Here is a 26,587-nt window from a genome sequence, read left to right on the forward strand (position 1 = left end):
GTGGAGCCGGGACCCGCCCGATCGTCGGGTGCGGGACGAGCGGGTCCCGGAGCGGGTGGGGGTGTCACGCGGTGGTGCAGGCGGTCCCGTTCAGGCTGAAGCCGGCGGGCTTGGCGAAGGTGCCGCCGTAGCTGCCCTGGAACCCGAAGGACACCTGGCCGCCGGGCGCGATCTGCGCGTTGTGGGCGAGAGCGCTCGCCGTGACCGCGCCGGAGGAGGGTGTCACGGTGGCGCCCCAGGCGCTGCTGATCTGCTGCCCGGACGGCAGGGTGAAGGCCAGCTTCCAGCCGTTGACGGGGGAGGAGCCGGTGTTGGTGACGGTGACGTCGGCGGTGAAGCCGCCCGGCCAGACGTTCGTCGCGTACGCCACCTTGCAGGCCGTCGAGCCGCCGGAGCCGCCGCTGCCGGTGTTGACGGTGGAGGAGAAGGAGTTCACGGCGAGGCCGGCGCCGTTCTGCCAGGGCTCGAAACCGGCCTGCACACTGGTCAGGTACCAGCTGTCCTGCGCGAGCCCCCGGGAGACGGCCTGCCGGACGAAGTCCATGACGTCGAAGCTCCAGCTGGTGATCGCCGACGGCGCGACGAAGGACAGGACGTCGTTGGAGCCGTTGTTCCCGGACCACACCTGCCACTGGCGCCCGGCCACGGTGGCGGTGCCGACCTGCGAGCCGACGGGCTGGACGGGACCCACCTTGTTGAACCAGACCATGATCTCCGTCCGGCTGACGCCGTCGGTGCGGGGCGTGGGGTCGAGCCAGATGTCGTACGCGGCGTCGTACACGGCGTTGCTCACGTACGTGTACGAGATGCTGGTGGGCGCGCTGGAGATGGTGCCGAGCCGGGCCGGAAGGTTGGTTCCGGGCGAGCAGTTGGTGTAGTGGCAGCCGTTGAAGACGGACGGGTACGACTTCGGGGCACCGTTCGTCGGCACCGAGCCGTCGGCCTGTGTGACGCGGAATCCGGAGTCGGTGACCGAGATGCACTGGGTGTCGCTGGTGCCCCAGCGGTTGTTCTGGACGACGTAGCGGTTCTGGATCGTCGTCGACCCGTACTGTTCGCAGATCGTGGTGTCGGCCTGCGCCGCCGGAGCGACGGTGAGCAGCGCCGCCAGCGCTGCCAGGGCGGTGAGGAGCACGCCCAGCAGGCCGCGCGTGCCACGGACATGGTGCTTGGACGGTCGCATGCGGGTCCTCTCCATGACGGTGGAGCACAGTGCGGGAGCGCTCCCATGTGCGCAGGGATGGGAGCGCTCCCATTTCCCCCGTTGGGCTGGGACTCTAGGGAGAGTCCATGTCCCTGACAAGACTGAGGGCGGAGGAAGCGTCGAAGAACTTTCGAAGCCGCAGGTCGGAGCGGGGCGCCTGCGCGGCCGTCCCGCGCTGGGAGCGCTCCCGAAGTGCCGGCCGAGTCACCGAGCGGCCGGTGCGGCAGCGCCTCTCAGGCCGAGTCGCGCACCACCAGCTCCGTACGGAGGATCACATGCCGCCACGCCACGGACGACTCCTCGACCTCCTCCAGGAGCAGCCGGACCATGGCCCGCCCGATCTCCTCCAGCGGCTGCCGTACGGTGGTCAGCCGGGGCTGGGTCCGCTCGGCCAGCGGGAAGTCGTCGAAGCCGATGACGGCGACGTCCTCCGGCACCCGGCGGCCCGCCGCGCGCAGCGCCTGCAGGGCCCCGGCGGCCGTGGTGTCGGAGGCGGCGAGCACACCGTCGATCTCCGGATGCCGCTCGATCAGCCGTTCCATGGCGCGCCGGCCGCTCTCCTCGGTGAAATCGCCCTCGGCGACCCAGGACGGCAGCGCCTCCAGCCCGGCCTGGGCCAGGGCCTCGCGGTAGCCGCGCAGCCGGCACTGGGCGACGTACATGTCGAGCGGCCCGGTGATCGTGGCGATCGTCCGCCGGCCCGACTCCAGCAGGTGGGCGACCGCGCTGCGGGCACCGCCGACATTGTCCGCGTCGACGTAGCTGACGTGCTCGTCGGCCGAGCGGCGGCCCAGCAGGACCGTCGGCAGCCGGGCCTCGGCGAGCATGTCGGGCAGCGGATCGTCGGCGTGCACGGACATCAGCAGCACCCCGTCGACCCGGCCGCCGCGGGCGTACTCCAGGAAGCGCCGCCGCTCGGGGTCCGAGCGGACCAGCGTCAGCAGCAGCTGCATCCCGGTGTCCGTCAGGGCGTCGCCGAGCGAGGTGACGATCTCCGAGAAGAACGGCTCCGCGAACATCCGCCAGTCCGGCTCCGTCATGACGAGCGCGACGGCGTCGGCGCGCCGTCCGGCGAGCGAGCGGGCCGCGAGATTGGGCACGTAGCCCAGTTCCGCGATGGCCTGCTGCACCACCCGGCGTGTCGACTCCTTCACGCCCGCCTCGTTGTTGACGACGCGGGAGACCGTGCCCCGGCCCACTCCGGCGTGAGCGGCCACCTCCTCCAGCGTCGGCGTGCCAGGACGCCGCTTGCCCATGACCACCTCCCCCCACGAGATCACCGATATTACGGGGCACGCGACGGCGGGCGCACAGCATGTCTTCGGCCGAACGCGGGGCGGGCGGCGCGGCGTATACGATCACCGCCGGACCGGAGCGCGAGGGGTGCGGGGACGACCGGTGGACGCGGCCGGACTGCCCGACCGGACAGACCACGGTTCCATGCCGCACAGGGTTCGCACGCCGCCGGCGCCGAGGCTGTGCAGCGGCGCGCAGCGCCCGCGAGGTCGCCACGCTCGGTACGGTCTCCGGCGCCCACCTGGTCGCGCCGACCGCCGCCGGCGCCCGGACGGAGGCCGGCATGGACGATCCTGGCTGCTCCGCCACCGCCTGCGGGCCGCTGGAGTGCACCCCGGGGGGCGGATTCGCCCGGGCCGTCGCACCGCCGGGTGAGCGCGTCCGCGTCCGGATCCGGTGCCCGGTGTCGCCCGGGCGGAGGCCCTCCGTACGGCATGGACGATCCCGGCTGCTCCGCCACCGCCCGCGGGTCGCCGGAGTGCACCCCGGGGGGCGGGTCCGCCTGGGCCGTCGCACCGCCGGGTGAGCGCGTCCGCGTCCGGATCCGGTGCCCGGCGTGGTGCCGTCCGTGCCTCGGTCCGCGGGAGCCCTGGCCGGCCTGCCGGGGCAGCGGTTCGTCGCCCAGGTCGCCTTGCCGTAGCTGCCGGGCCGACTCTTCGCGCACACCAGGCACCGCGCAGGACCGGGCGCGCCCAGTTCGCGGTCCCCGCCTTCGCCCCCCATGACGCCGCCGCACCGTCGCGCGCCCCCGGCCCGGTCCGCGTCAGAGTTCCATGAAGTCGAACAGGGCCGACGGATCCGGTTCCGGGACGCTGTCCAGCGTCTGCTCCGCCCAGATGACCTTGCCCCGCGCCGCGTAGCGGGTCCCCCAGATGTCCGCGAACTGGGAGACCAGGAACAGACCGCGGCCTCCCTCGTCGGTGGTGGCCGCGCGGCGCAGCCGGGGCGAGGTGTTGCTGCCGTCCGACACCTCGCAGACCAGGGTGCGGCCCAGCAGCAGCCTGACCCGCACGGGCGGAGCGCCGTAGCGGAGGGCGTTGGTGAGCAGTTCGCTGAGGATCAGCTCCGTGGCGAACGCCGTCCCCTCCAGCCCCCAGTCGGCGAGCCGTCGGCTCACCTCCCGGCGCACCCGGGGCACGGCCTCGACGTCGAACGGGACGTCCCAGGTCGCCACGCACGAGGGGGCGAGCAGCCGGGTCCGGGCGACCAGCAGCGCCACGTCGTCCCGGGGGTGCAGGGGCAGCATCGTCTCCACCAGGGCCCGGCAGGTCTCCTCCGGCGTCCGGTCCGGATGGGCGATGGCCGCGGAGAGCATCGCCAGGCCCTCGTCGATGTCCCGTCCGCGGTTCTCGATCAGGCCGTCCGTGAACAGGACGAGACGGCTGCCCTCGGGCAGGTCCAGCTCACCGGACTCGAAGGGATGCCCGCCCACGCCCAGCGGCGGCGAGAGGGGAAGGTCGGGGAAGGTCACCCTGCCCTCGGGGTCCACCACGGCGGGTGCGAGGTGCCCGGCGCGGGAGAGCGTGCAGTGCCCGCCGACCGGATCGTAGATGGCGTAGAGGCAGGTGGCCCCGGTCAGCGGCACCCGGTCGTCGTCGGCGGTCGCGGACTGCGTGTCCAGCCGGGTCACCATCTCGTCGAGGTGGCCGAGCAGCTCGTCCGGGGCCAGGTCCAGCGAGGAGAAGTTCAGTACGGCCGTACGCAGCCGCCCCATGGTCACCGCGGCCTGCAACCCGTGCCCCACGATGTCACCCACGACCAGGGCCACCCGGAAACCGGGCAGCGGGATGACGTCGAACCAGTCGCCGCCCACACCCGAGCGCGCCGGCAGATAGCGCGAGGCGATCTCCAGCGCGTCCTGCTCCGGCAGGCCCAGCGGCAGCAGGTTGCGCTGCAGCGTCACCGCCAGCTCGTGCTCGCGGGAGTACCGGCGCGCGTTGTCGATCGCGACGGCGGCCCGGGCCACCAGCTCCTCGGCCACGGCGACGTCCTCCTCGTCGAACGGGAGAGCGCCCGCACCACGCCAGAGGTTGACCATGCCGAGGACCACCCCGCGAGCCCGCAGCGGCACCGCGATCAGCGAGTGGATGCCGTAGTCCAGCGCCCGCTGGGCACCCTCGGGGTCCTGCGCCCGCCAGTCCTGGGCGGTGTGCAGGTCGGGCACCAGGACGGCCTTGCCCCGGCGCAGGGCCGCCACCATCGGCGTGTCGGCCATCACGAACCGGATCACATCGCCCACCGGCTGCAAAGGATGCCCGCTCTGCGACGCGCGCAGCGCGGTACGACGCATCTCGCGCACCGCGCTCGACGGCTCCTGGCCGCGCAGCACGGAGTCGAGGAGTTCCACGGTGACGAAGTCGGCCATCCGGGGGACCGCCACCTCGGACAGCTCCTCCGCCGTACGCTGCACGTCGAGTGTGGTGCCGATCCGCACGCCCGCCTCGTACAGGAAGGACAGCCGGCCCCGCGCCACCTCGGCCTGGCCGGACAGCGCCTGCAGCTCCGTGGTGTCACGGAAGGTGGCGACCAGCCCCTGAACGCCGCCGAACGGGGCGGTGGGCCGGATGTTCACCGCCAGCAGCCGGTCCCCGGCCGGGATCACCTCGTCGGTCGCCGTCTCCTCCGACTCCAGCAACCGCGTGAGCCGCGGCCCCAGCCCCAGCTCCCGCACCTGCCGCTGGTCGACGTCCCCGGGCAGGTCCAGCAGCCGCTGCGCCTCGTCGTTGGCGAGCCGGACCCGCCCGTCGCCGCCGACGATCAGCACCCCTTCGCGCACGGCGTGCAGCACCGCGTCGTGGTGCTCGTACATCCGGGTCATCTCGGCCGGCCCCAGCCCGTGGGTCTGCCGCAGCAGGCGGCGGCTGACCAGAGCCGCGCCGCCGGTCGCCAGGACGAGCGCCCCCGCCGCCGCGCCGAGCAGCAGCGGCAGCTGCCGGTGCAGCACATGGCCCACGTTGGCGTACTGGATCCCGGCGGTGACCATGCCGACCACACGCCTGCTCGCGTCCGTCACCGGGACGACCGCGCGGACGGCGTCGGTCGGCCGGCCGTGGAACGTCTCGGTGAACGCCTCACCCGCGGCGGCCCGGCCGACGCCCTGGGCCTTCGTGCCGATCAGGGCGGGATCGGGGTCGGTGAGGCGGACGCCGTGCTTGTCCAGGACGCTGATGAAATCGACGCCGGCGCCCTTCTGCGCCTGCTCCGCGGCCGGCTGCAGCCGGGCCGTCGGATCCGGCGACCGCAGCGCGAGCGCCGTCCCGGGGGCGTGCGCGAACGCCTCCGCCGCGGCCAGGGACCGGTCCGCGGCGCTGCGCTCGGCGTCGTAGAGCCCCTGCACCACCAGGGCGGCGGACGCCACCGCGACCAGCAGCAGCATGATCAGCGCCTGGAGCACGAACACCTGCGCGGCGAGCGTGCGGACGCTCAGGGACGACGAGAGGCGGCGTCCGCGTGACGGCCAGGGCCTTCGTCTACGGGACGGATCGGATGACCCACGTGTGCCGGGCGGCGGCGCCGCGCTCGCCCATGGCCAGCGGGAACGTCCGCTCATCTCCCTTTTCTAGCACTGGACCTCCGTGCTCGGCGACCGGTGTGCCCGCGGATGGCGCAGGCACCGTGAACGTCCTGCGAGACGCCCCCTGCGCACGCGGGGCGCGCACCACCAGCGCAGGGCGCCCACCGCCGCTCCGGCGCGCTCCTGACGCCGATGGCCGGGGCGCGGTCATCAGGCTTGGCGCCCCCGCGTCGCGCCCGGCGGGGAGGGTCGCGCGCGGCTTCCCGCCCCGCACTCCCCGGCCGTGGTGGAACATGCCGTGGAGTGGAGCAATCGTTGGCGCGTCGCCGCGCGGCCGACCAGGCTGGACGTCTTGTCGAGTTGCCGTGACAGGAGTCCGTGTGCGCAGACCACGTATGCCGAAACCTGGACATACCGGTCGGGAGCCGGAGGACGGCGCCGGTGCGCGGACGCAGTTGCCGGCGCCTCCGGCGTGGATGCGGTGGCTACCGGTCCTGTACGTCGCGGCCCTCCTGCTGCTGGAGCCGGCGACGCCGGTGGAGTGGCCGGTGAGCTTCGTGCTGATCGCCCTGCCCCTGGTCGCCGCCTTCGCCCACGGACCGGCCGTCGTCGCCGGCACCACGGTGTTCGCCATCGTCATGGAAGGCGTCCTGGCCGGCACCCCGTGCTGCGCGGGCCGCTCGGTCGGCTACCTGTGGGACCGCCACTACGTCGCCGCCTACGTCTGCACCGCTCTGGTGGGCGTCCTCGGCACGATCCTCGCCGCGCACCGCACGCACCGGGAGCGCACCCTGGCCGACGTCCGGTTCGTGGCCGACATCGCCCAGCGGGTCCTGCTGAGACCGGTCCCGCACCGGATCGGCAGTCTACAGCTGGAGAGCCTCTACCTGTCCGCCGCGGCGGAGGCCCGCATCGGCGGCGACCTCTACGAGGCCGTCCCCACCCGGTACGGGGTCCGGCTGCTCATCGGCGACGTCCGGGGCAAGGGCCTGCTCGCGGTGGAGACGGCCGCGGCCCTGCTCGGCGCGTTCCGCGAGGCGGCGCACGACGAGCCCGATCTGCCCGCGCTGGCCGACCGGGTGGAGACCAGCATGGACCGCAGGGCGGCACTGCTGGGCGGAGGCGAGGTGGGCGAGCGGTTCGTCACCGCGGTGTTCGCCGAGATCCCCGCCGAGGAGCCGCTGGTCCGCGTCGTCAACTGCGGCCATCCGCCCCCCGTCCGCATCCGGGACGGACAGGCGCGGGAACTGGACAGCGGCCGTTCGGCTCCGCCGCTCAACCTCGGCATGCTGGTCGGGGAGCCGTACCACGTCGACACCTACTCCTTCCGGCCCGGCGACCAGCTCCTGCTGTACACGGACGGCATCACGGAGACGCGCGACGCGGACGGCGCCTTCTACCCCCTGCTCCAGCGCCTCCGTGCCTGGTGCTCGCTGCCGCCCCGGGAGCTGCTGGAGCGGCTCCATCATGATCTGATGGCCTACAGCGGCGACCGGCTGGAGGACGACATCGCGGCGCTCGCCGTCTGCCTCCCCGCCCACGCGCCCTCCGTTCCGCCGCCGTCCCCGGCCGGATGAGCCGGGCCTCGGCTCAGCAGACGGTGCGGGCGGCCGGAAACCGTCCGGGCCCGGCCGTACCCGCCGCCACGCCTCGCCGGTGTCCGTGCACCCGCACCCGCACGCGCGCGCCCCGCCGTCGCCGCGCGGCTTCGTCACCGCGTGGGGGCGAAGAGCCCCGCGCACGGCAGATCGACCAGGAACTCGTCCGCCCCGTCCGCCGCGCGCACCGGAACCAGGTCCGGTGCGCGGCCGACGGCTCGCTCCGCGCCCACCCGGTGCACCAGCGTCCCGAAGAGCGTCCGCCGGGCCCGTGACCGGGCGCGCCGGTCCTCGCCCCGGGCCCGCATCGTCGCCCCCGGATCCGTGTCCCGCACGCCGTACGGCCGCCGCCTCAAGCACCCCTGCGCGCACGCAGAGCCACGGGCCGCCGTCACAGGGAAGGACGGCGGCCCGGGGCAGGCGGGGGCGCGGACGGGCGCGGCACCGGTCAGGGGATGCGGGCGACCCCCGCGTAGATGCCGCTGCCCTCCGGTTCCGCGTCCGCGGCCGAGGCGCTCCACTCCGTGGCCGTCACCAGGCCGGGCGGCACGAGGTCGAGGCCGTCGAAGAAGCGCTCCACCTCCGCGCGCGACCGGAATGCGAGCTGGATGCCGCCCTTGGCGTACTCGGCGGTGACCTGTGCGGCGAGTTCCGGATACAGGTCGGACGCGGCGTGCGACAGCACCAGGTAACTGCCTGGGGGCAGCGTGTCGACCAGCCTGCGGACGATCCCGTGGGCGTCCTGCTCATCGGTGATGAAGTGCATCAGCGCGATCAGCGACAGCGCCATCGGGCGGGTGAAGTCCAGGACCTGCCGGGCGTGCCGGACGATGGACTCCGGCTGCCGCACATCGGCCTGGACGTAGTCGGTGACCCCCTCGGCGCTGCTGACCAGCAGGGCCTCGGCGTGGCGCAGGACGATGGGGTCGTTGTCGGTGTAGACGACCTTCGCCGACGGGACGATGCCCTGCACGATCTGGTGGAGATTGGGCTGGGTGGGGATGCCCGTGCCGATGTCCAGGAACTGGTCGATGCCCTGCGCGGCGAGCCAGGCCGCGGCCCGGTGCATGAACGCACGGTTCTGCCGTGCCGCGTCCCTCGCCTCGGCCGGCAGCCGCTCGCCCACGGCCTCGTCGATCGGGTAGTTGTCCTTGCCGCCCAGCAGCCAGTCGTAGACCCGCGCGGGATGCGCCTTGCTGGTGTCGATCGCCAGGGGCGACGGTGACTCGGTCGTCATGACAACTCCGGTGCGCGGATGAGCGGTTCGGGCAGTGAGTTCGATCATCCTACTCGGGCGGACGAGGGGGCGTCGCCGCGCGGCCCGGCGCGGCCGCCTGCGCGCCGGTGGCCTCGGCGCCCCGGTACGCCGTCGGCGGCCGGCCGAGGAGCTTTCTGAACGCGGTGGTGTAGGCGGCGGGGTTGTCGTAGCCCAGCATGGCCGCGACCCGCGTGACGGGTGTGCCCGTGGCGAGGTGCCGCAGGGAGTGCAGGACACAGGCACGCTGCCGCCACTGCGAGAAGCTCAGGCCGGTGCCGCGCCGGAACAGGCGGGCGAGGGTGCGTTCGCTGATGTGGAGCGCCGCGCACCACCGCGCGGGCGGGTCATGGACGTCCGGCCGCCGCAGGAACGCCTCGCACAGGCCGCGCAGCCGGGGATCGGCCGGCAGCGGCAGGTCGAGCGGCAGCGGGGCGAGGTTCCGCAGCTCGTGGAGGAGCAGATCGGCGACCGCGGCGTCACGGCTGTGCGCGGGGTAGCGCGGCTCCATCTCGACGGCCTCCAGGATCAGCGCCCGGAGCAGGGGGGAGACGTCGACGGCCCGGCAGCGGGCGGGGAACCACGGCACGGCGGCCGGTTCGATGTAGAGGCTGCGGGTGCTGACCCCCGTCATCGCGACCTGGTGCCGGGTCCCGGGCGGAATCAGGACCGCACGGGCGGTGGGAATCGTCCAACTGCCGTCCGCCGTCTCGACCCGCATGACGCCCGTGGCCGCGTACAGCACCTGGGCACGGCGGTGTGCGTGCCAGACGAGCAGGTGGTCAGGAGGGTAGTCGGTGCCGATGGCCAGCACCGCGCGATCGAGATCGTCCACCTCCGCGACCGGGACGTTGCGCATGCCGCGAGCGTACGCGGGACGGTACGGTCCTGTCCGCTGCGCGTAGGAAGTCGGCGCCTCATCGATTGTCCGCCAGGAGCCGTGATCCCTAGCGTCGCACCCGTGCAGACCTCCTTCCTCACCCTCCTGTGCTTCGGCTGCCTGACCGGCGTCACCACCGTGCTCTTCGGCTTCGGCGGCGGCTTCGTCACGGTCCCCGTCGTCCACGGCGTCCTGACCGCCACGGCACGTCCTGGAGACGCCATGCACGTCGCGGTGGCCACCTCGGCCGCGGTCATGCTCGTGAACGCCGCGACGGCGGCACTCGCGCAAGGGCGGCAGGGCCGGCTGCGCCGCGCGTACGTCTGGCCGCTGGCGGCGTACATCGCGATCGGCGCCGCCGCCGGGTCCCTCGCCGCCACCGCGCTCGGCGACACGGCGCTGCGTCTGCTGTTCGCCGCCTACCTGCTGGTGACGATCACCGACAGTCTCCTGCGCGAGGGCTTCCTCTCCGTGGCGCACCGGCCGCGTCCCGAGCCGCTGGGCCGGGCCACCACCACCCTCGGCGGCATGGGCATCGGCCTGGTGGCCGCGGCCCTGGGCGTGGGCGGCAGCGTCATGACGGTCCCCCTCCTGCGTCGCAGGGGCCTTCCCATGGCCGAGGCGACCGCCCTGGCGAACCCCCTCAGCGTCCCCGTCGCCGTGGCCGGCACCCTCGTCTACGCCGTAGCCCCCACCACGGCCGCAGGCCCGGGACAGCTCGGCTACGTCGATCTCACCGCCGGCGCCGCCCTGCTCCTCGGCTCGCTGCCCGCCATCGCCGTGGCCAGGCGGATCACCGGCCGCGTCCCCGACCGCGTCCACTCCGTCGCCTACGTCCTGCTGCTCCTGCTGGTCCTGATCGTGACGGTGTCCCTGGGCGTCTGAGGCCCGGCCGTGCGTTCCGTCCGGGGCCGCGCGGCGCACTCTCCGCACGAGCTGACACAACGTCAGGCCCTCGTTTCATGCGTGCATCCCGCCGGACGGGGCAGCAGGTCAAGCTCCGGCCGCGCTCGCGGCCGAGGGACGCGGCACGCGTTGGACAGTGCGGAGGGAGGTGTGGCAGAAAGATCGTCGGCATGCACGGCCGTGCCTGGCCTGGCTTTCACCACCGATCGCGGCGGGGTACTCTGCATCTTATTTGCTATACGACAATGATCCGGACGATGTCGTGCGGCGTCGAGGGGGCGGTCCGTCGAGGGCCGTGACGGTGTCCCGCATGCCGGCGGAACTCCTGGTAATCAACGAGGATTGGTCATGGCTGAGACGACGGTCGACGATGTGCGTCCGGTACCGCGCAGCCGCGCGCGCAAGGTGGGGGAGCCGGAGCTGCGGCAGCTGTTGGCCGGACTGACGGCGGTCCGCGACGGCGACTTCGGCACCCGCCTGCCGGACGGTGCGGACGGCCTGCTGGGCGAGATCGCCACCGTGTTCAACGGCATGGTGGACCAACTCTCCCTCGTCACCTCCGAGGTGACCCGGGTCGCCCGCGAGGTGGGCACGGAGGGCACCCTCGGCGGCCAGGCCCGGGTTCCGGGCGTCTCCGGCACCTGGGCCGACCTGACCGATTCGGTCAACGCGATGGCGGGCAACCTGACCACCCAGGTGCGTGACATCGCGCAGGTGGCCACGGCGGTCGCGAAGGGCGACCTGTCCCAGAAGATCGACGTGGACGCGCGCGGCGAGATCCTGGAGCTGAAGAAGACCATCAACACGATGGTCGACCAGCTGTCGTCCTTCGCCGAGGAGGTCACCCGGGTCGCCCGCGAGGTGGGAACCGAGGGTAACCTCGGCGGGCAGGCCGACGTCAAGGGCGTGTCCGGCACCTGGCGGGACCTGACCGACTCCGTCAACTCCATGGCCGGCAACCTCACCGCGCAGGTGCGCAACATCGCCCAGGTCACCACGGCGGTGGCGCAGGGCGACCTGTCGCAGAAGATCACGGTGACGGCGCGGGGCGAGATCCTGGAGCTGAAGGAGACCATCAACACGATGGTCGACCAGCTGTCCGCGTTCGCCGAGGAGGTGACCCGGGTGGCCCGCGAGGTGGGCACGGAGGGCATCCTCGGCGGGCAGGCCGATGTCAAGGGCGTGTCGGGCACGTGGCGGGACCTGACTGACTCCGTCAACTTCATGGCGGGCAACCTCACCGCGCAGGTCCGTTCCATCGCCCAGGTCGCCACGGCGGTGGCGCAGGGCGACCTGTCGCAGAAGATCACGGTGACGGCGCGGGGCGAGATCCTGGAGCTGAAGGAGACCATCAACACGATGGTCGACCAGCTGTCCGCGTTCGCCGACGAGGTCACCCGCGTCGCCCGCGAGGTGGGAACCGAGGGCAACCTCGGCGGGCAGGCCACCGTGCGGGGCGCCTCGGGCACGTGGAAGGACCTCACGGACAACGTCAACGTGATGGCCTCCAACCTGACCAACCAGGTGCGGTCCATCGCGCAGGTCGCCACCGCCGTGGCCCGCGGCGACCTCTCCCGGAAGATCACGGTCGAGGCCAAGGGCGAGGTCGCCGAACTCGCCGCGGTCATCAACACCATGGTCGACACGCTGTCCGCGTTCGCCGACGAGGTCACCCGGGTGGCCCGCGAGGTCGGTACCGAGGGCCGGCTCGGCGGGCAGGCCCGGGTGCCGAACGTCGCCGGCACCTGGAAGGACCTCACGGAGTCCGTGAACTTCATGGCGAACAACCTGACCGGGCAGGTGCGCAACATCGCCCTGGTCACCACGGCCGTCGCCAAGGGAGACCTGTCGAAGAAGATCGACGTTGACGCCCGGGGCGAGATCCTTGAGCTGAAGACGACGATCAACACGATGGTCGACCAGCTGTCCTCCTTCGCCGCCGAGGTCACGCGAGTGGCCCGCGAAGTGGGCAGCGAGGGCCGGCTCGGCGGCCAGGCCGAGGTCGAGGGCGTGTCCGGCACCTGGAAGCGCCTCACCGAGAACGTCAACGAACTCGCGGGAAACCTCACCCGCCAGGTACGGGCCATCGCCGAGGTCGCCAGCGCGGTCGCCGAGGGTGACCTCACCCGTTCCATCACCGTCGACGCCTCCGGCGAGGTCGCCGAACTCAAGGACAACATCAACGCGATGGTCGGCTCCCTGCGCGAGACGACCCGGGCCAACCAGGAACAGGACTGGCTGAAGTCCAGCCTCGCCCTGATCTCCGGCCTGATGCAGGGCCACCGTGACCTCGCGGTCGTGGCCGAACTCGTGATGGACGAGCTGACGCCGCTGGTCTCGGCCCAGTACGGCGCCTTCTACCTCGCCGAGGAGACCCCGGACGGCACGGAACTGCGACTCGTCGGCTCGTACGGCCGCCCCGCCGGCGACGGAGCGACCCGCCGCTTCAAGCTGGGGGAGTCGCTGGTCGGCCAGGCGGCCCGCAGCAGGCGTGTCATCGCCGCCGACGGCGTGCCCGGCGACTACGTCACGATCTCCTCCGGGCTCGGCAGCACCGCCCCCGGCAGCCTGATCGTGCTGCCGATCGTCGTCGACGACCAGGTGCTCGGCGTCATCGAACTCGCCTCGTTCACCGCGTTCACCCCCGTCCACCGGGACTTCCTCGAACAGCTGATGGAGACGGTGGGCGTCAACGTCAACACCATCCTCGCCAACGCCCGCACCGACGAACTGCTCGGCGAGTCCCAGCGGCTCGCCGCGGAACTCCAGGCGCGCTCCGAGGAACTCCAGGTCCAGCAGGAAGAACTGCAGCGCTCCAACGCCGAACTGGAGGAGAAGGCGGCGCTGCTCGCGGCGCAGAACAGCGACATCGAGGCCAAGAACCTGGAGATCGAACAGGCGCGTCAGGAACTGGAGGACCGCGCCCAGCAGCTGTCCCTCGCCTCCAAGTACAAGTCGGAGTTCCTGGCCAACATGAGCCACGAACTGCGCACCCCGCTCAACTCGCTGCTCATCCTGGCGAAGCTGCTGGCCGACAACGCCGAGGGCAACCTCTCCCCGAAGCAGGTCGAGTTCGCCGAGACCATCCACGGGGCCGGCTCCGACCTGCTCCAGCTGATCAACGACATCCTGGACCTGTCGAAGGTCGAGGCGGGCAAGATGGACGTCTCCCCGACGCGGATCGCGCTCGTCCAGCTCGTGGACTACGTCGAGGCCACCTTCCGGCCGCTGACCACCCAGAAGAGCCTCGACTTCACGATCACGACCGCCCCCGGCGTGCCGTCCGAACTGATCACGGACGACTCCCGGCTGCGGCAGGTCCTGCGGAACCTGATCTCCAACGCGGTCAAGTTCACCGAGCGGGGCAGCGTGGAACTGCGCATCGAGACGGCCCCGGAGAACGCCCTGCCCGCCGCCGCGCAGCGCGACGGCGCCGTCCTCGCCTTCCGCGTGAAGGACACCGGCATCGGCATCGCCGAACAGCACCTCGAAGCCATCTTCGAGGCGTTCAAGCAGGCGGACGGCACCACCAGCCGCAAGTACGGCGGCACCGGCCTCGGCCTGTCGATCAGCCGCGAGATCGCCCACCTGCTCGGCGGCGCCCTGACCGCGGAGAGCACCCCCGGACAGGGCAGTACGTTCACGCTGTACCTGCCGGTGACCCGCGCCGACTTCGAGCACGAGGCCGGCCGTACGGCGGAGGGAGCCCCCGCCACCGGCCGCCCGGCCGCGGAGACGGCGAGCGAGAGCCGGCGCTCGCCCGGCCCGCAGAGCGAGCCCCGCAGGCCGCGCAGACTGCTGGTCATCGAGGAGCGCCCGCGCGGACTGCTGTCCCTCGTCGCCGAGAGCGCCGTCGGCGAACTCGCCGGCGGACACGACCGGGAACCCTTCGAAGTGATGACGGCGGTCGGACCGCGGGACGCGGCCAGCATCCTGGCGACCGCTCCCGTGCACTGCGTCGTCCTCGAACTCGACATGGCCGACGGCGAGGCACTGCACTTCCTCGACGCGATGGACGGCGACGCGGCCCTGCGCAGCGTCCCCGTACTGGCGCACAACCACCGGCGCCTGGAAGCGGAATACGAACGGACGCTGCAGGACCGGGCGCGCACGCGCCCCCTGGAACTGCTCTCCAGCCTCGACGAACTGCGCGAGCGGATCGCCCTGCACCTGTCCGCCGAGCAGCCGGGCGCCGTGGTGCCCCTGGTCCGTGCGGAGAAGACCCCGCCGCAGCCGTCGGAGACCGTCGACGACTCGCTGCACGGCTGCACCGTGCTCGTCGTCGACGACGACGCCCGCAACCTCTACGCCCTCAGCGGCATCCTCGAACTCCACGGCATCGACGTCCTCCACGCGGAGAACGGCCGCAAGGGCATCGAAGCGCTCCTCGACCACCCGGACATCGACCTGATCCTGATGGACGTCATGATGCCCGAGATGGACGGCTACGCCGCCACCGCCAGGATCCGGCAGATGCCCGAACACACCGATCTGCCCATCATCATGGTCACCGCCAAGGCCATGCCCGGCGACCGGGAGAAGAGCCTCGCCTCCGGCGCCAGCGACTACGTCACCAAGCCGGTCGACGCCCATGACCTCATCGCCTGCATCCGCCGCTGGGTGAAGCCCCAGGACGACGCCCAGGGAGTGTCATGACCTCCGCCGAGAACACCGACGGCGAGGAGACCGTCCGCCCGCCGGACCCGGCGGGCGACCAGCCGCCCGTCCCCCTCCGCGACATCGCCGCGGCACACGTGATCACGTCGGCGGAGGCGGGCCTCCTGCCCGCCGACGCCCTGCACCCGCAGGCGCCGGCCCACCCCCGGCGGGGCTCCGCCGTCGGCCGCCTGGCCGCCACCGTGGAGCGACTGCGCGCCGAGGTGCGCGCCGCGCACGCCGCGGCCGAGGGCCGCGCCCTGGTGGAGATGGCCAAAGGCGTGCTCGTCGAGCGGCTGCGCTGCGGGCCCGCCCAGGCGGCACGGCAGCTGACCGAGCTGGCCCACGAGGCCGGTGTGTCCCCGCTGGAACTGGCCGCCGACATCGTCAACCAGGCTGCCCGCGACCACCTCGCCGAGGTGGCGGAGGACTTCGTCCGGCAGGCCAGCGGACAGGCCTCCCCGGGCGCGGCGGCCGGCGCGTCCGTCGCCGTACGGCTGCGTACCGCCGAGAGCGCCGCGCTCGCCGCCGGCGACACCCAGGCCGTCGCGGAGTCCCTCCTGGCACACGCGCTCGCCCCGCTCGGGGCGAGCGCCGTCGCCGTGTGGACCGCCGGCTCCGACGCCTCCCTGACCCTGTGCGGTCACGCCGGCTTCAGCGCGGACGAGGCGGACCGCTGGCGGTACGTACCGCCCGGGGTCGTCACCGTGGCCCGCCAGGCCCTCGGCGAGCGGCGCACCGTACGCGTCGACTCCCTCGCGGCGGTGGGGCTGCCCACCATCGGCCGCGCCGAGTTCCTCGACGGCGGTCGCGTCGCGCTGCCCGCGGGCACCGGAGGCCGGATCCACGGGGTCCTGGAGATCTGCTGGCCGGAACCGCTCGCACCGCACCCGCCGGCCATCGTCCGCCAGATCGAGGCCCTGGCCGAACTGTGCGCCCACACGCTCGAAAGCCTGCCGACGGCCGTCCGGAACCCGGCGGGCGCACGCGAACCGGGAGACGTCGGGGAACTCATCGACCTCTCCGACGGCCTCTACGACCCCGCCCTCGTCCTCACCCCCCACCTCGACCCCGAGGGAAACCTCGCCGACTTCCGGATCCGCCACGCCAACAGCTGCTTCGTGGACCCCGCGGGGCGGCCCCGCAGCGCCGTGGACGGAGCCCTGCTGCTGGAGGCCTACCCGATGGCCGCCGGCGACAGCGAACTCTTCGAGAAGATCGAACGCGTCTACGCGACCGGCGAGCCCTTCCGCGCCCAGCGCATGACGCTGACGGCGCTCGTCGACCAGGTGCCGCTGTCGGCCGTCGCCGACCTCAGCATCAGCCGGCACGGCGACAGCGTCCTGCTCATCTGGCGCATAGAGGACGAGACCGCGCGGCTCGCCAGCCTGCTCCAGCACGCGCAGCGCCTCGGACGCGTCGGCGCCTTCGAGGAGAACCTCGTCACCGGTGAGATCACCTGGAACGGGCAGCTCTTCGCCCTCTACGGACGAGCCGTCAGCGAGGCGCCCGTGTCCCTCCAGGACCTCGCCGAGCATGTGCACCCGGACGACGCCGTCGCCATCGGCCGCTTCCTGCAGGCCGTACTGCACCACCGGCGCGCCACGTCGACCGCGTTCCGCCTCCAGCGCCGCGACGGCGTCACCCGCCACATCCGGGTGATCGCCGAACCCGTCCTCGACGCCGACGACCGGCTCCTCGCCGTACGCGGCGCCTACCAGGACATCTCCTCCCAGCACTGGACCGAGGTGGCCCTCGCCGCCACCCGCGACCAACTGGCCCAGACCGAACAGGAGTCGGCCGAGCGCAACCGGCTGGCGCTGCAGTTGCAGCACGCCATCATGCCCCCGACCCGCGCCCCGCTCGACGCGCCGGGACTCCAGGTCGCGGTGCGCTACCGGCCCGCGGAGTCGGAGGCTCTGGTCGGCGGCGACTGGTACGACGCCGTCGTCCTGCCCAACAAACGCGTCCTGCTCTGCGTCGGCGACATCGCGGGACACGGCATAGAGGCCGCGACGGGCATGGTGGTGCTGCGCAACGCCATGCGCGGCCTCGCCGTCACCGGCGCCGGCCCCGGCCAGCTGCTGTCCTGGCTCAACATCGTGGCCCACCACCTCACCGAACAGGTCACCGCGACCGCGGTGTGCGGCGTGTACGACCCCGAGACCCGCGTTCTGCGCTGGGCCAGGGCCGGTCATCTGCCGCCGGTCCTCGTCCGTGGGCAGGAGGCCACCACCCTGCCCGTGATCCGTGGACTCCTGCTGGGGGCCCTCGCGGAGGCCGAGTACGAGGAGGAGGAGCTCCAGCTCGAACCCGAGGACACGCTGCTCATGTACACCGACGGTCTCGTCGAGCGCAGGGACACCGCCGTCCAGGAGTCGCTGACCCAGCTGCTCGCCGTGGCCCAGGACCCCGCCTCCTCGCTCGAACGGCGCCTGGACCGGCTGCTGTTGTACAGCAAGTCGGACACCGACGACGACACCTGCCTCATCGGCGTAAAGGTGTCGTGAGCGGCGCCTGAGAGGTCACGGAAGGCGGGTGGGGGCGGTGTTGCTCACCTGCTGGAAGATGACCGAGGTGCGGAAGCCGGTGACTTCGCCGCGCTTGCTGAGCTGGTCCGTCAGGAAGGCGTGCAGGCGGTCGAGATCCTGCACGGCGACATGGAGGAGGAAGTCGTCGTCTCCGGACAGCACGAACACGTGCAGGACTTCCGGCAGTTTCCCGGCGAAGGTCTTGAACGCGTCGATGACGGTCCGGCTGAGCGGGCGTACCCGGACCGACACCAGCGCCTGGACCCCGCGGTTGAGCGCGGCCGGGTCGATGTCCGCGTGGTAGCCGCGGATGACGCCCCGGCGGTGGAGCGCCCGGACCCGTTCCAGGCAGGTGGAGGGGGCGATGCCGAGCTGCCGGGCGAGTTCGCGGTTGGACTGCCGTGCATCTGTCTGGAGCAGCCGCACAATCTCCGAATCAAGTTCGTCCACGGTCGGCGACCCTAGCCCATCTTCACCCATTCGTTCGGCGAAGTCCCCGGACAGCGGCTCGTTCAGGCACTGTGAGGGCATCCAGCTGGACGAATGACAGGAGGATGCAGTCATGCTCGATCACGAGCAGGTCGTGGTCCGTTCCGGTCGCCGGTCCCGGTTGCCGGTGATCGTGGCCGTCCACTCCACGGCACTCGGCCCGGCGGCGGGCGGCCTGCGGCTGTGGCACTACCCCGACTGGCGGGACGGCCTCACCGACGCGCTGCGCCTGTCGGCGGCGATGACCGCGAAGTTCGCCGTGGCGGGGCTGCCCAGCGGCGGCGGGAAAGCGGTCGTGGCCCTGCCGGAGGGCATGGTGCTGGACCCGGACCGGCGCCGTGACGTCCTGGAGGACGTGGCCGACACCGTCGAGTCGCTGGGCGGCACGTACGCCACCGGACCCGATGTCGGAACGGGCCCGGACGACATGGCGGTGATCGGCACGACCACCCGGCACGTGTTCTGCCGGCCGGCGCGTCTGGGCGGCAGCGGCGACTCCTCCCCGCACACCGCGCGGGGGACGCTCGCCGCCCTGCGGGCCGTCAGCCGGCGGCTGTACGGCACCGCGAGCCTGGACGGACGCCGGCTGGCCGTGGCCGGCCTGGGCCGTGTCGGCACGGAACTCGCCCGGCTGCTCGCGGCCGAGGGCGCCGCGCTGACGGTGACCGACGTCGACCAGGACAAGCGGAAGACCGGCCACGAGCTGGGCGCCGACTGGGTCGCGCCCGACGAGATCCTCGCCGCGCCCGTCGACATCGTGGTCCCCGCGGCCCTCGGCTCCTGCCTGACCCGGCAGAGCGTGACACGGCTGCGCTGCGACGCCGTCGTCGGGCCGGCCAACAACCAGCTCGCCACGCCCGATGTCGCCGACCTGCTGCACCGGCGCGGCGTCCTCTGGGTGCCGGACTACGTCGCGAGCGCGGGCGGGGTCGTCCACGCCGTCAGCGTCGAGGTCCACCGCCTCTCCGCCGAGGAGGCGCGCGCCCGCGTCGACGCCATCGAGCACACCGTCACCGACCTGCTGACCACCGCGGACGCCCAGGACCTGAGCCCGGCACAGGCGGCGACCGCACTGGTCCGGCAGCGTCTGGCCGCCGCCGACCCTGCCGGCCGATCCGCGGCCTAGCGCCCGTCGTCCGGATCCTCCCGGCGTCGCGGCACCTGGCACTCGCCTGTGCGTCGTCGTCGGCCGCCACGCCCCCCACGGCGGGGGATCCCCGCAGCCGCGCGCACCGGGCCCCGCCCCGGGCGGGCCGGCAGGCGCCGCACCTGACCGCCGGCCTGAACCGGACGACAGGCCCCGGCACCGGTACGCCCCGGGCACCCCCTGGGAGGGCCGCGGTCGCGCGGGCCTCCGCCCGGGTCACCGGGGTTCGACGGCGAGTTCGTCGACGACGGCCTGGAGACGGCCCCCGTGCTGGTCCGCGACCCGTCGCTGGCGCGCGGAGCCGGGGCCCTGGCGCTGGACCTCGCTCAGCCAGTCGCCGACCCACCGGTCGTCGCCGTAGCGGCTGAGGTGCGGCTCGACACGCTTCCACAGCTCCTCGACCAGCCGGCCGACGGACGTGGGGGCGCAGTCATGGGTGTGGGTCGCGGGCAGGGTGCCGTGCGTCCCGTGCCGGGCGGCCTGCCAGCACGCCGCCCGCAGCAGCAGGTCGGGGACGGCGGGCGCGGGTTCACCGGCGCGCACCGCGTCCACCGCGCAGCCGACGAGGGCGCGGACGAGGAGCGCGTACGCCGTGGTGGCCGCGGGATCGGGCAGCACGTCGGCGACGCGCACCTCCACCGTGGGAAGGTGCGGTGAGGGGCGGACGTGCCAGTAGACCATCGCCGGGTCCATCGCCGCCCCGGAGGCCACGAGGTGGCCCACGACACGCTCGTAGTGGGCCGCGCTGTGCAGGTAGGGCGGCGGACCCGCCACCGGCCACCGGCCCCAGACCACGGAGCGCCAGCTCGCGTAGCCGGTGTCCGTCCCGTCGCTGAACGGGGAGTTGCCGGTGACGGCCAGCAGCAGGGGCATCCAGCCCCGCACGTGGTTGATCGACCGTACGGCCTCTTCGCGGTCGGCCACCCCGACGTGCACGTGGCAGGCGTTCACCCCCTGGTCGTGGGCCAGCGGCCCGAAGCGCCGGGCGAAGGCCCGGTAGCGCGCCTTGTCCACGACGGGCGGCGGGCCCGGCCGGCCGAGGACCGCGGTGCCGGTGGGCACCAGGAGACAGTCGTACTCGGCCGCCGCCGCGGCCGCGCCGCTGCGCAGCCGGACGATTTCCGCCGCCAGGCCCTCGGCGGTACGGCACACCGCGCTGACGGTCTCCACCTGGGCCTGCGAGACCTCCACCGTGACATGCGGCGCGCCGAGGCGAACGCGCGCGGCACCCACCACGGCGGGGGCCCGGTGCACGGCCGCCCTGCTGTGCCGCGCGGCCAGGACGAACTCCTCCTCCACGCCGACCGTCGGCGGTGCGGTCACCTCCGCCGGAGACGCGGGCGTACCGGCGGGGACAGGGGTCACGGCATCAAACGGCTCTGGCACGACCAGCCCTTCCGGAAGACACGGGACACCGACATCCGCACGGCACGGGCTCTGCGCGGCCCTCGATCACTGCTGTCGCGTTCGGAGACATGGGGCCACTCCCTGTCGAACAGCGGGCGGGGTCCCTCATGCTCGTCCCGGCGCCGAGCGCACGGCAAGCGCCAACCCAGTCACCATCAGGGCGCGCCCGCCGCCCCTGCCCCGGGCGCCGCCGGCGACCACGCCGTCCCGAGAAGACGCAGGTCCGGCGGCGGTTCCCGTACGGTGCGCCCCTGCCGGCCCAGGTCCCACACAGATCCACCGCACCGCACGCGGCCTGACGGCTCGCCACCGCGTGGCCGAACTCCGACGCACCACCCGGTGCCGTCCGGCCGCACGGGGGGCAGGAGCGGGTCCTTCAGGAGCGCCGGGCCTTCAGGTACTCCTCCGCGCCCGGGATCCGGTGCGCCTCCTCCGCGCCCACCAGACCGCCCAGCGCCTTCGCGTCCGGCTTGAGCACGTACGTGGACAGGCTCGCCGGACGGTCCACGTCGGAGAAGTCCTGCGGGACGCCCAGACCGGTGTCGGCGTTCTCCTGCGCGCGGTGCGCCTTCACCACGTCCTCCCGGGCGAGACTCCCGGCGGCGCAGGCCTTCTTCAGGCCGGCACCGAGGAGCTGGGCGGCGTTGTAGCCGGACAGCACGCCGGAGTCGACGGGGGAGCCGGCGTACTTCTTCCGGTAGGCCGTCACCATCCGGCGTACGCCGGGCAGCTCGGAGCTGACCGCGGGCGCGGAGCTGACCACATGGAGGAGGGCGGCCAGGGCCGGCGCGGCCGGGGTCTTCATCAGCTGCGGAGCGAAGCCGGGCGCGCTGCTGACCACCGGGACGCGCAGGCCGCGGGAGGCGGCGACGCCGACGAGGGACGCGGTCTGCGCGGGCCCCGCGCTGATCAGGATCGCCTTCACGCCCTCCTTGCGCAGCGCGGAGACCTGCGCGGACAGGTCGGTGTCGGTCGCCTTGATCTTCTGCCCGACCACCTTCACCCCCGCCTTCCGCGCCGCCCAGGAGGAACCCTCCAGCGCGTTGGCGCCGTAGTCGCCCTCGAAGTACACGTGGCCGATGGTGTCGCCCTTCCGCACGCCCCGGGTGCGGGTCAGGAAGTCGACGGCGGCGATCATGTCGAGGTCGTAGGTGGTGCCGACCACCTGCACGGACTCCTTGCCGAGCAGGGAGGCGGCCCAGGCCTGCGGAAACGTCAGCAGGTGATCGCGCTGGACGTCGTCGAGCAGGGCGGCCACCACCGGGGAGCCGATGACCTGGGGCAGGGCGACGACGTCCGGGGAGATGTCGGCGTAGGCGGCGACCGCCCGCTGCACGTCGTAGCCGTGGTCCTTGACGGTGATCTCGACCTTGCGGCCGCAGATGCCGCCGGCGGCGTTGGTCTCGTCGGCCCACATCTGCTGGGCCTGCACGATGCTCTTGCCGAGGGTGGCGTAGGGGCCGGTCAGGTCCGTGAGGGCGCCGAGCCGGATGGTCTCGGCGGAGACGCCGGGGCCGGTGCGGACGCCGTCGGCGTCCTGGCCGCCGCTGCCGCCGTCCGCCTTGGCGCTGCATCCGGTGGCGGCGACCAGCAGGGCGAGGGCCGCGGCGAGGACGGCCGTGGTGGCGCGGTGTCCGGGGTGCGGGGTGTTCACGGGGTGTGCTCCTCGGGTCGTACGGGTGCGATGGGCGGCGCGGAAGGACGGGCGTGCGGCCCGGATCCCGGCCCGGACCGGCGTGCCGCCCGGAAGCGGTCGCGCAGGCGGCGGGTGAGGCCGTGCAGGCCGTCGGGGGCGTGGAGGAGGACGACGACGACGGCGGCGCCGTAGAGGAAGCGGGCCGCTTCCGTCGGGCCGACCGCGCCGTCCGCGGTGCCGGGCGCGGCCACCAGGGGCAGCTGGTCGGCATAACGGCTGAGCAGCAGGGGCAGCGCGGTGACGAAGACCGCGCCCGCCGTGGCCCCGGCGACGGAACCGAGGCCGCCGAGCACGATCATGGCGAGGTAGTCCACCGAGAGGGCGAGGGAGAAGTAGTCGGGGACGATACGGCGGAAGGCCAGGGCCAGCAGGACCCCGGCCGTCCCCGCGTACATCGACGACACGACGAAGGCCGCCGCACGGTGGCGGGCCACGTCCACCCCCAGCACCGCGGCGGCGGTCTCGCTGTCCCGCAGCGCGGCGAGCGCCCGGCCGGGCCGGGAGCGCAGCAGGCCGCGGGCGGTGAACCAGGTCAGCCCGAGCAGCGCCAGGGCCAGGTACCACAGGCGTTCCTCGGCGCCGAACGGCACACCCAGCACGGTCAGTTCGGGCTCGCCGGCCGTGAAGCCGAACCCGCCGAGACGGAGCGGCGGCACCGAGCGGCCGTTGAAGCCGCCGGTGACGGAGTCCGCGGTGAGCAGCACATGGTGGCCCAGGAAGACCAGGGCGAGGGTGGCCACGCCCAGGTAGATGCCGCGCACCCGGCCGGCGACCGGGCTGAACAGGCCGCCCGCCGCTCCGGCCAGCAGCACCGCGAGGACGGCGGCGACGGCGGTGGGCAGGCCCGGCCCCGGCTCACCGGCCAGCCACGTGTAGCCGTAGGCGCCGACGGCGAGGAAGAAGGCGTGGCCGAGCGAGAGCTGGCCGGCGGTGCCGCTGAGCAGCGACAGACCCACGGCGCCAATGGCGGCGGCCACCGAGAACAGGCCGACGCGCAGCCAGAAGGCGTCCAGGTAGAAGGGCGGCACACACAGTACGAGGGCGATCAGGAGCGTCCTCACCGGTGTGCGCGGGCGGCGGTCAGACACGGGCCGCTCCTCTCGTGCCGAACAGCCCGGTGGGCCGGACCAGCAGGACCAGGACCATCACGGCGTACGGGGCGACGTCGGCGAAACCTTCGCCCAGCAGGCTCAGTTCGGACTGGTGGCCGGCCACCAGGGCCTCGGTCAGCCCGATGAGGAGGCTGCCGGCGAGCGCGCCGACGGGGGAGGCCATGCCGCCGAGGACGGCGGCCGGGAACGCCTTCAGCGCGATCTGACCGGTGGTGCGCTCCAGGCCGGGCGCGGGGAACGCGGCGAGGAACACCGCCGCCAGCGCGGCGAGCCCGCCCGCCAGACACCAGGCGAGCGTCCGCACCCGGGACAGCCGGACACCCATCAGCGCGGCCGCCTCCACGTCCTCCCCGGCGGCGCGCAGGGACAGGCCCCAGCGGGTGTAGCGGAACAGGGCGAAGACGGAGGCGATGGACACCGCGGACACCACGATCGCGGCGAGTCTGCTGTCCGCGACGGTGACCGGCCCGAGCCCGGTCACCGCGTCCCCCCAGGGGTCGCCCAGCGGCAGCAGGTCGCCGCCGATGCGCCGGGACAGCTCGGTGAGCAGGACGATGTCGACGCCGATCGTGACGATGGTCTGCACGTGCGCGGCGCCCGGGCCGGGATCGCCGCGCTGGAGCAGCAGCCGGTCGAGGGCGCCGGCGAGGAGGGCCGTGGCGAGGACGGCCACCGCGAGCGCGCCGGCGAAGCCCAGGTCGTCGTGCAGGACGGCGATCAGGTAGCCGCCGAACAGGAGCAGGGAACCGTGGGCGAAGCTCAGGACGCCCGACGCCTTGAAGATGACGACGAATCCGAGCGCCACCAGGGCGTACACGGCACCCAGGGCGAGGCCGCCCAGCAGGTCGTCGAGGAGACCGGTCACGCGGCTCCCTCCCGGGGTGTGCCGAGGTAGGCACGCAGCACCTCGGGGTCGCGACGGACCTCGTCGGGGGTGCCGTGCGCGATCCGGCGGCCGAAGTCGAGGACCGTCACCTCGTCGGCGAGGCGCATCACCAGCCCCATGTCGTGCTCCACCAGCAGCACGGACAGCTCCAGTTCGGCGCGGACGCGCGCGATCACCTCGGCGGTGCGGGCCCGTTCGGCGGCGTTCATGCCGGCCACCGGCTCGTCCAGGAGCAGCACGCGCGGCTCCAGGCACAGGGCGCGGGCCAGCTCGACACGTTTGCGGTCGCCGTACGACAGCAGCTCCACCGGGCTGTCGAAGTGCGGGCCCAGGCCGGTGAGTTCGGCGATCTCCCGGGCGCGGGCGAGATGCTCGCGCTGTTCGCGCACCGCCCACGGCAGGCGCAGCGCGCTCGCGGTGAACCCGGCGCGGGAGTGGAGGTGCCGGCCGAGCATCAGATTGTCGGCGACCGTGCCCGCCGTGGTGACGATGTTCTGGAACGTGCGGGCCACCCCGAGCGCGGCGATGCGGTGCGGAGCGAGCCGGGTCAGCTCCGTGTCCCCGAGCCGGACCGTGCCGGCGGCGGGGCGGGCCAGACCGGAGAGCACGTTGAAACAGGTGGACTTGCCGGCGCCGTTGGGCCCGATGAGGGCGTGCACGGTGCCGGGCGCGACGGCGAAGGAGACGCCGTCCAGGGCGGTGAGACCGGCGAACCGGACGGTGACGTCCCGCACGCTCAGGCCGGGCACGGTCATGCCGCCCCCTCCTCGCCCAGATAGAGCCGGCGCACCGCGTCCGTGCCGGCCAGATCGGAGGCGGGGCCCGACAGCCGTACCTCCCCGGTCTCCAGGACATGGGCGTGGTCGGCGAGGGACAGGGCCATCCCGGCGTTCTGCTCCACCAGCAGCACGGCGGTGCCCTGGGCGTGGATCTCGCGGACCACCTCGGCGATCCGGTCCACCATGAGCGGGGCGAGGCCCAGCGAGGGCTCGTCCAGCAGGAGCAGGCGCGGGGCGGCCATGAGGGCGCGGCCGATGGCCAGCATCTGCTGCTCCCCGCCGGACAGCAGGCCCGCGGCCTGCCGGCTGCGCTCGGCCAGGCGCGGGAACAGCGTGAAGACGCGGTCGCGGGCCTCGGCCGTCTGCGCGGGTCCGCGGCGGCCGAGGCCGAGGCCGCCGCTGCGCAGATTCTCGTCGACGGTCAGGCCGGCGAAGACCCGCCGTCCCTCGGGCACCTGGACCACACCCGCCCGTACGGCGGCGACGGGGTCACGGCCGTCCAGGACGGTACCGCCGTAGCGGACCCGGCCGGCGGTGATCGCGCCGCGGTGCAGGCGGAGCGTGCCCGACACGGCACGCAGCAGCGTGCTCTTGCCGGCGCCGTTGGCGCCGAGCAGCGCGACCACGCGGCCGTGCGGCACGGTCAGGGACACATCGCGGAGGGCGGAGACGGCACGCCCGTACGTCACGTCCACATGCTCGACGTACAGGGCGGGCGGGTCGTCCGGTGGTGCTTCGGGCATCGCGGCTCCTGGGGGCCGGGCCGGCGCGCGGCACGGGCTCGTGGCGGGGAAGGAAGCTCACGACAGCACGGGTGGCCGAAGCGGGTACAGGAGCGCGGGCACGGTCGGTGCGGCGGCCCAGCGGGGACGCGGGGCGGCTGTGCGGGTGCCCAGCGGTGACGGCGTTCCGGGCCGGGGAGGAGCGGCGGCGGCCGGGTTCGGGGGGTGTCAGGAGAGGCGGCACAGGAAGAAACCGGCCGCCTCCCCGCCGAACCGCAACCGGGCTGCCGGGCGGGCGAGTTCGGGGGCGGAGAAGTCCTCACGGCGGACGTCGGGCCGGCCGGGCAGCCGCTCGCGGTGCGATGTGCTCCGGGTACGGCCTGGTGCCGACCGTGTACGGGCCGGCCGGGCCCGCTCCGCCCCAGCGGATGCCGCACCGGCACCCCTGCCGCGGCCGGGCTCTCCGCGGTCACGAGGCCGCCGCTCCGGGCGCCACCCGGACGACCGCC

Annotated in this window: 18 protein-coding genes; 5 read left to right on the forward strand and 13 right to left on the reverse strand. The window is 73.6% G+C overall.

What is annotated here, in order from left to right; genetic code table 11:
* Positions 1–64 precede the first annotated feature (64 nt).
* From CCN44_RS21130 to CCN44_RS21145, 3 genes are all read right to left on the reverse strand, one after another.
* On the reverse strand, positions 65–1,183 hold the full coding sequence (locus CCN44_RS21130) for a GH12 family glycosyl hydrolase domain-containing protein (RefSeq protein ID WP_086698608.1): 1,119 nt from the start codon (positions 1,181–1,183) through the stop codon (positions 65–67).
* A gap of 254 nt (positions 1,184–1,437) precedes the next feature.
* On the reverse strand, positions 1,438–2,460 hold the full coding sequence (locus tag CCN44_RS21140) for a LacI family DNA-binding transcriptional regulator (protein WP_086698611.1): 1,023 nt from the start codon (positions 2,458–2,460) through the stop codon (positions 1,438–1,440).
* An 803-nt stretch (positions 2,461–3,263) separates the two neighbouring features.
* Positions 3,264–5,894 (reverse strand): SpoIIE family protein phosphatase, encoded by a 2,631-nt coding sequence (locus tag CCN44_RS21145; protein WP_059256486.1) that lies wholly within the window; start codon positions 5,892–5,894, stop codon positions 3,264–3,266.
* A 596-nt stretch (positions 5,895–6,490) separates the two neighbouring features.
* Here CCN44_RS21145 and CCN44_RS21150 point away from each other — a divergent pair.
* Positions 6,491–7,591: a PP2C family protein-serine/threonine phosphatase gene (locus CCN44_RS21150; protein WP_086698614.1), complete on the forward strand. Its 1,101-nt coding sequence runs from the start codon at positions 6,491–6,493 to the stop codon at positions 7,589–7,591.
* 134 nt (positions 7,592–7,725) lie between these two features.
* On the opposite strand, the gene CCN44_RS21155 is transcribed toward CCN44_RS21150, so the two are convergent.
* The 3 genes from CCN44_RS21155 to CCN44_RS21165 all read right to left on the reverse strand — a co-directional run bounded on the left by CCN44_RS21155 (position 7,726) and on the right by CCN44_RS21165 (position 9,726).
* Positions 7,726–7,947, reverse strand: a complete 222-nt coding sequence (locus tag CCN44_RS21155) for a hypothetical protein (protein ID WP_143649894.1) — start codon at positions 7,945–7,947, stop codon at positions 7,726–7,728.
* A 113-nt stretch (positions 7,948–8,060) separates the two neighbouring features.
* Complete coding sequence (locus CCN44_RS21160; protein ID WP_059256130.1) at positions 8,061–8,849, reverse strand: SAM-dependent methyltransferase; 789 nt, start codon at positions 8,847–8,849, stop codon at positions 8,061–8,063.
* 49 nt (positions 8,850–8,898) lie between these two features.
* Positions 8,899–9,726, reverse strand: coding sequence for an AraC family transcriptional regulator (locus tag CCN44_RS21165; RefSeq protein ID WP_059256132.1), 828 nt, complete (start codon positions 9,724–9,726; stop codon positions 8,899–8,901).
* A 102-nt stretch (positions 9,727–9,828) separates the two neighbouring features.
* Between CCN44_RS21165 and CCN44_RS21170 the strand changes: the two genes are divergently transcribed.
* The 3 genes from CCN44_RS21170 (at position 9,829) to CCN44_RS21180 (ending at position 17,819) form a co-directional block, all read left to right on the forward strand.
* The gene (locus CCN44_RS21170; protein ID WP_086698618.1) at positions 9,829–10,632 is read left to right on the forward strand and encodes a sulfite exporter TauE/SafE family protein; all 804 of its coding nucleotides are present in this window, start codon (positions 9,829–9,831) and stop codon (positions 10,630–10,632) included.
* A 369-nt stretch (positions 10,633–11,001) separates the two neighbouring features.
* Entirely contained in the window at positions 11,002–15,309 is a 4,308-nt protein-coding gene (locus CCN44_RS21175) for a hybrid sensor histidine kinase/response regulator (RefSeq protein ID WP_086698621.1), read from the forward strand.
* Positions 15,306–17,819 (forward strand): SpoIIE family protein phosphatase, encoded by a 2,514-nt coding sequence (locus tag CCN44_RS21180; RefSeq protein ID WP_237480896.1) that lies wholly within the window; start codon positions 15,306–15,308, stop codon positions 17,817–17,819. Before CCN44_RS21175 ends, CCN44_RS21180 begins: the two co-directional genes overlap by 4 nt.
* Before the next feature lie 15 nt (positions 17,820–17,834).
* On the opposite strand, the gene CCN44_RS21185 is transcribed toward CCN44_RS21180, so the two are convergent.
* A complete protein-coding gene (locus tag CCN44_RS21185; RefSeq protein ID WP_059256138.1) occupies positions 17,835–18,290 on the reverse strand; it encodes an Lrp/AsnC family transcriptional regulator in 456 nt (151 codons plus the stop codon).
* A 112-nt stretch (positions 18,291–18,402) separates the two neighbouring features.
* On the opposite strand from CCN44_RS21185, the gene CCN44_RS21190 reads away from it, so the two are divergent.
* Positions 18,403–19,455 carry a Glu/Leu/Phe/Val dehydrogenase dimerization domain-containing protein gene (locus tag CCN44_RS21190; protein WP_059256146.1) on the forward strand — a complete coding sequence of 351 codons (1,053 nt, stop codon included), beginning with the start codon at positions 18,403–18,405 and terminating at the stop codon, positions 19,453–19,455.
* 237 nt (positions 19,456–19,692) lie between these two features.
* Here CCN44_RS21190 and CCN44_RS21195 read toward each other — a convergent pair whose 3' ends face one another.
* From CCN44_RS21195 to CCN44_RS21220, 6 genes are all read right to left on the reverse strand, one after another.
* Positions 19,693–20,841 carry a carboxylate-amine ligase gene (locus CCN44_RS21195; protein WP_158103134.1) on the reverse strand — a complete coding sequence of 383 codons (1,149 nt, stop codon included), beginning with the start codon at positions 20,839–20,841 and terminating at the stop codon, positions 19,693–19,695.
* 418 nt (positions 20,842–21,259) lie between these two features.
* Positions 21,260–22,537 (reverse strand): ABC transporter substrate-binding protein, encoded by a 1,278-nt coding sequence (locus CCN44_RS21200; RefSeq protein ID WP_086698624.1) that lies wholly within the window; start codon positions 22,535–22,537, stop codon positions 21,260–21,262.
* On the reverse strand, positions 22,534–23,667 hold the full coding sequence (locus tag CCN44_RS21205; protein WP_086698626.1) for a branched-chain amino acid ABC transporter permease: 1,134 nt from the start codon (positions 23,665–23,667) through the stop codon (positions 22,534–22,536). Before CCN44_RS21205 ends, CCN44_RS21200 begins: the two co-directional genes overlap by 4 nt.
* The gene (locus CCN44_RS21210; RefSeq protein WP_059256154.1) at positions 23,660–24,556 is read right to left on the reverse strand and encodes a branched-chain amino acid ABC transporter permease; all 897 of its coding nucleotides are present in this window, start codon (positions 24,554–24,556) and stop codon (positions 23,660–23,662) included. Before CCN44_RS21210 ends, CCN44_RS21205 begins: the two co-directional genes overlap by 8 nt.
* Positions 24,553–25,332, reverse strand: a complete 780-nt coding sequence (locus CCN44_RS21215; protein ID WP_059256156.1) for an ABC transporter ATP-binding protein — start codon at positions 25,330–25,332, stop codon at positions 24,553–24,555. Before CCN44_RS21215 ends, CCN44_RS21210 begins: the two co-directional genes overlap by 4 nt.
* Positions 25,329–26,099: an ABC transporter ATP-binding protein gene (locus CCN44_RS21220; RefSeq protein WP_086698630.1), complete on the reverse strand. Its 771-nt coding sequence runs from the start codon at positions 26,097–26,099 to the stop codon at positions 25,329–25,331. The genes CCN44_RS21215 and CCN44_RS21220 overlap by 4 nt, the downstream gene beginning before the upstream one ends.
* Between the last annotated feature and the right edge of the window lie 488 nt (positions 26,100–26,587).

This window comes from Streptomyces tricolor (genome assembly GCF_002155905.1).
Lineage (GTDB): Bacteria > Actinomycetota > Actinomycetes > Streptomycetales > Streptomycetaceae > Streptomyces > Streptomyces tricolor.

What these genes read in the sequence shown, in the direction of transcription:
- CCN44_RS21190 (WP_059256146.1), top strand. Translation starts at nt 18,403, where the DNA reads ATGCTCGATCACGAGCAGGTCGTGGTCCGTTCCGGTCGCCGGTCCCGG.
- CCN44_RS21215 (WP_059256156.1), bottom strand. Translation starts at nt 25,332, where the DNA reads ATGACCGTGCCCGGCCTGAGCGTGCGGGACGTCACCGTCCGGTTCGCC.
- CCN44_RS21160 (WP_059256130.1), bottom strand. Translation starts at nt 8,849, where the DNA reads ATGACGACCGAGTCACCGTCGCCCCTGGCGATCGACACCAGCAAGGCG.
- CCN44_RS21150 (WP_086698614.1), top strand. Translation starts at nt 6,491, where the DNA reads ATGCGGTGGCTACCGGTCCTGTACGTCGCGGCCCTCCTGCTGCTGGAG.
- CCN44_RS21140 (WP_086698611.1), bottom strand. Translation starts at nt 2,460, where the DNA reads ATGGGCAAGCGGCGTCCTGGCACGCCGACGCTGGAGGAGGTGGCCGCT.
- CCN44_RS21175 (WP_086698621.1), top strand. Translation starts at nt 11,002, where the DNA reads ATGGCTGAGACGACGGTCGACGATGTGCGTCCGGTACCGCGCAGCCGC.
- CCN44_RS21220 (WP_086698630.1), bottom strand. Translation starts at nt 26,099, where the DNA reads ATGCCCGAAGCACCACCGGACGACCCGCCCGCCCTGTACGTCGAGCAT.
- CCN44_RS21180 (WP_237480896.1), top strand. Translation starts at nt 15,306, where the DNA reads ATGACCTCCGCCGAGAACACCGACGGCGAGGAGACCGTCCGCCCGCCG.
- CCN44_RS21165 (WP_059256132.1), bottom strand. Translation starts at nt 9,726, where the DNA reads ATGCGCAACGTCCCGGTCGCGGAGGTGGACGATCTCGATCGCGCGGTG.
- CCN44_RS21130 (WP_086698608.1), bottom strand. Translation starts at nt 1,183, where the DNA reads ATGCGACCGTCCAAGCACCATGTCCGTGGCACGCGCGGCCTGCTGGGC.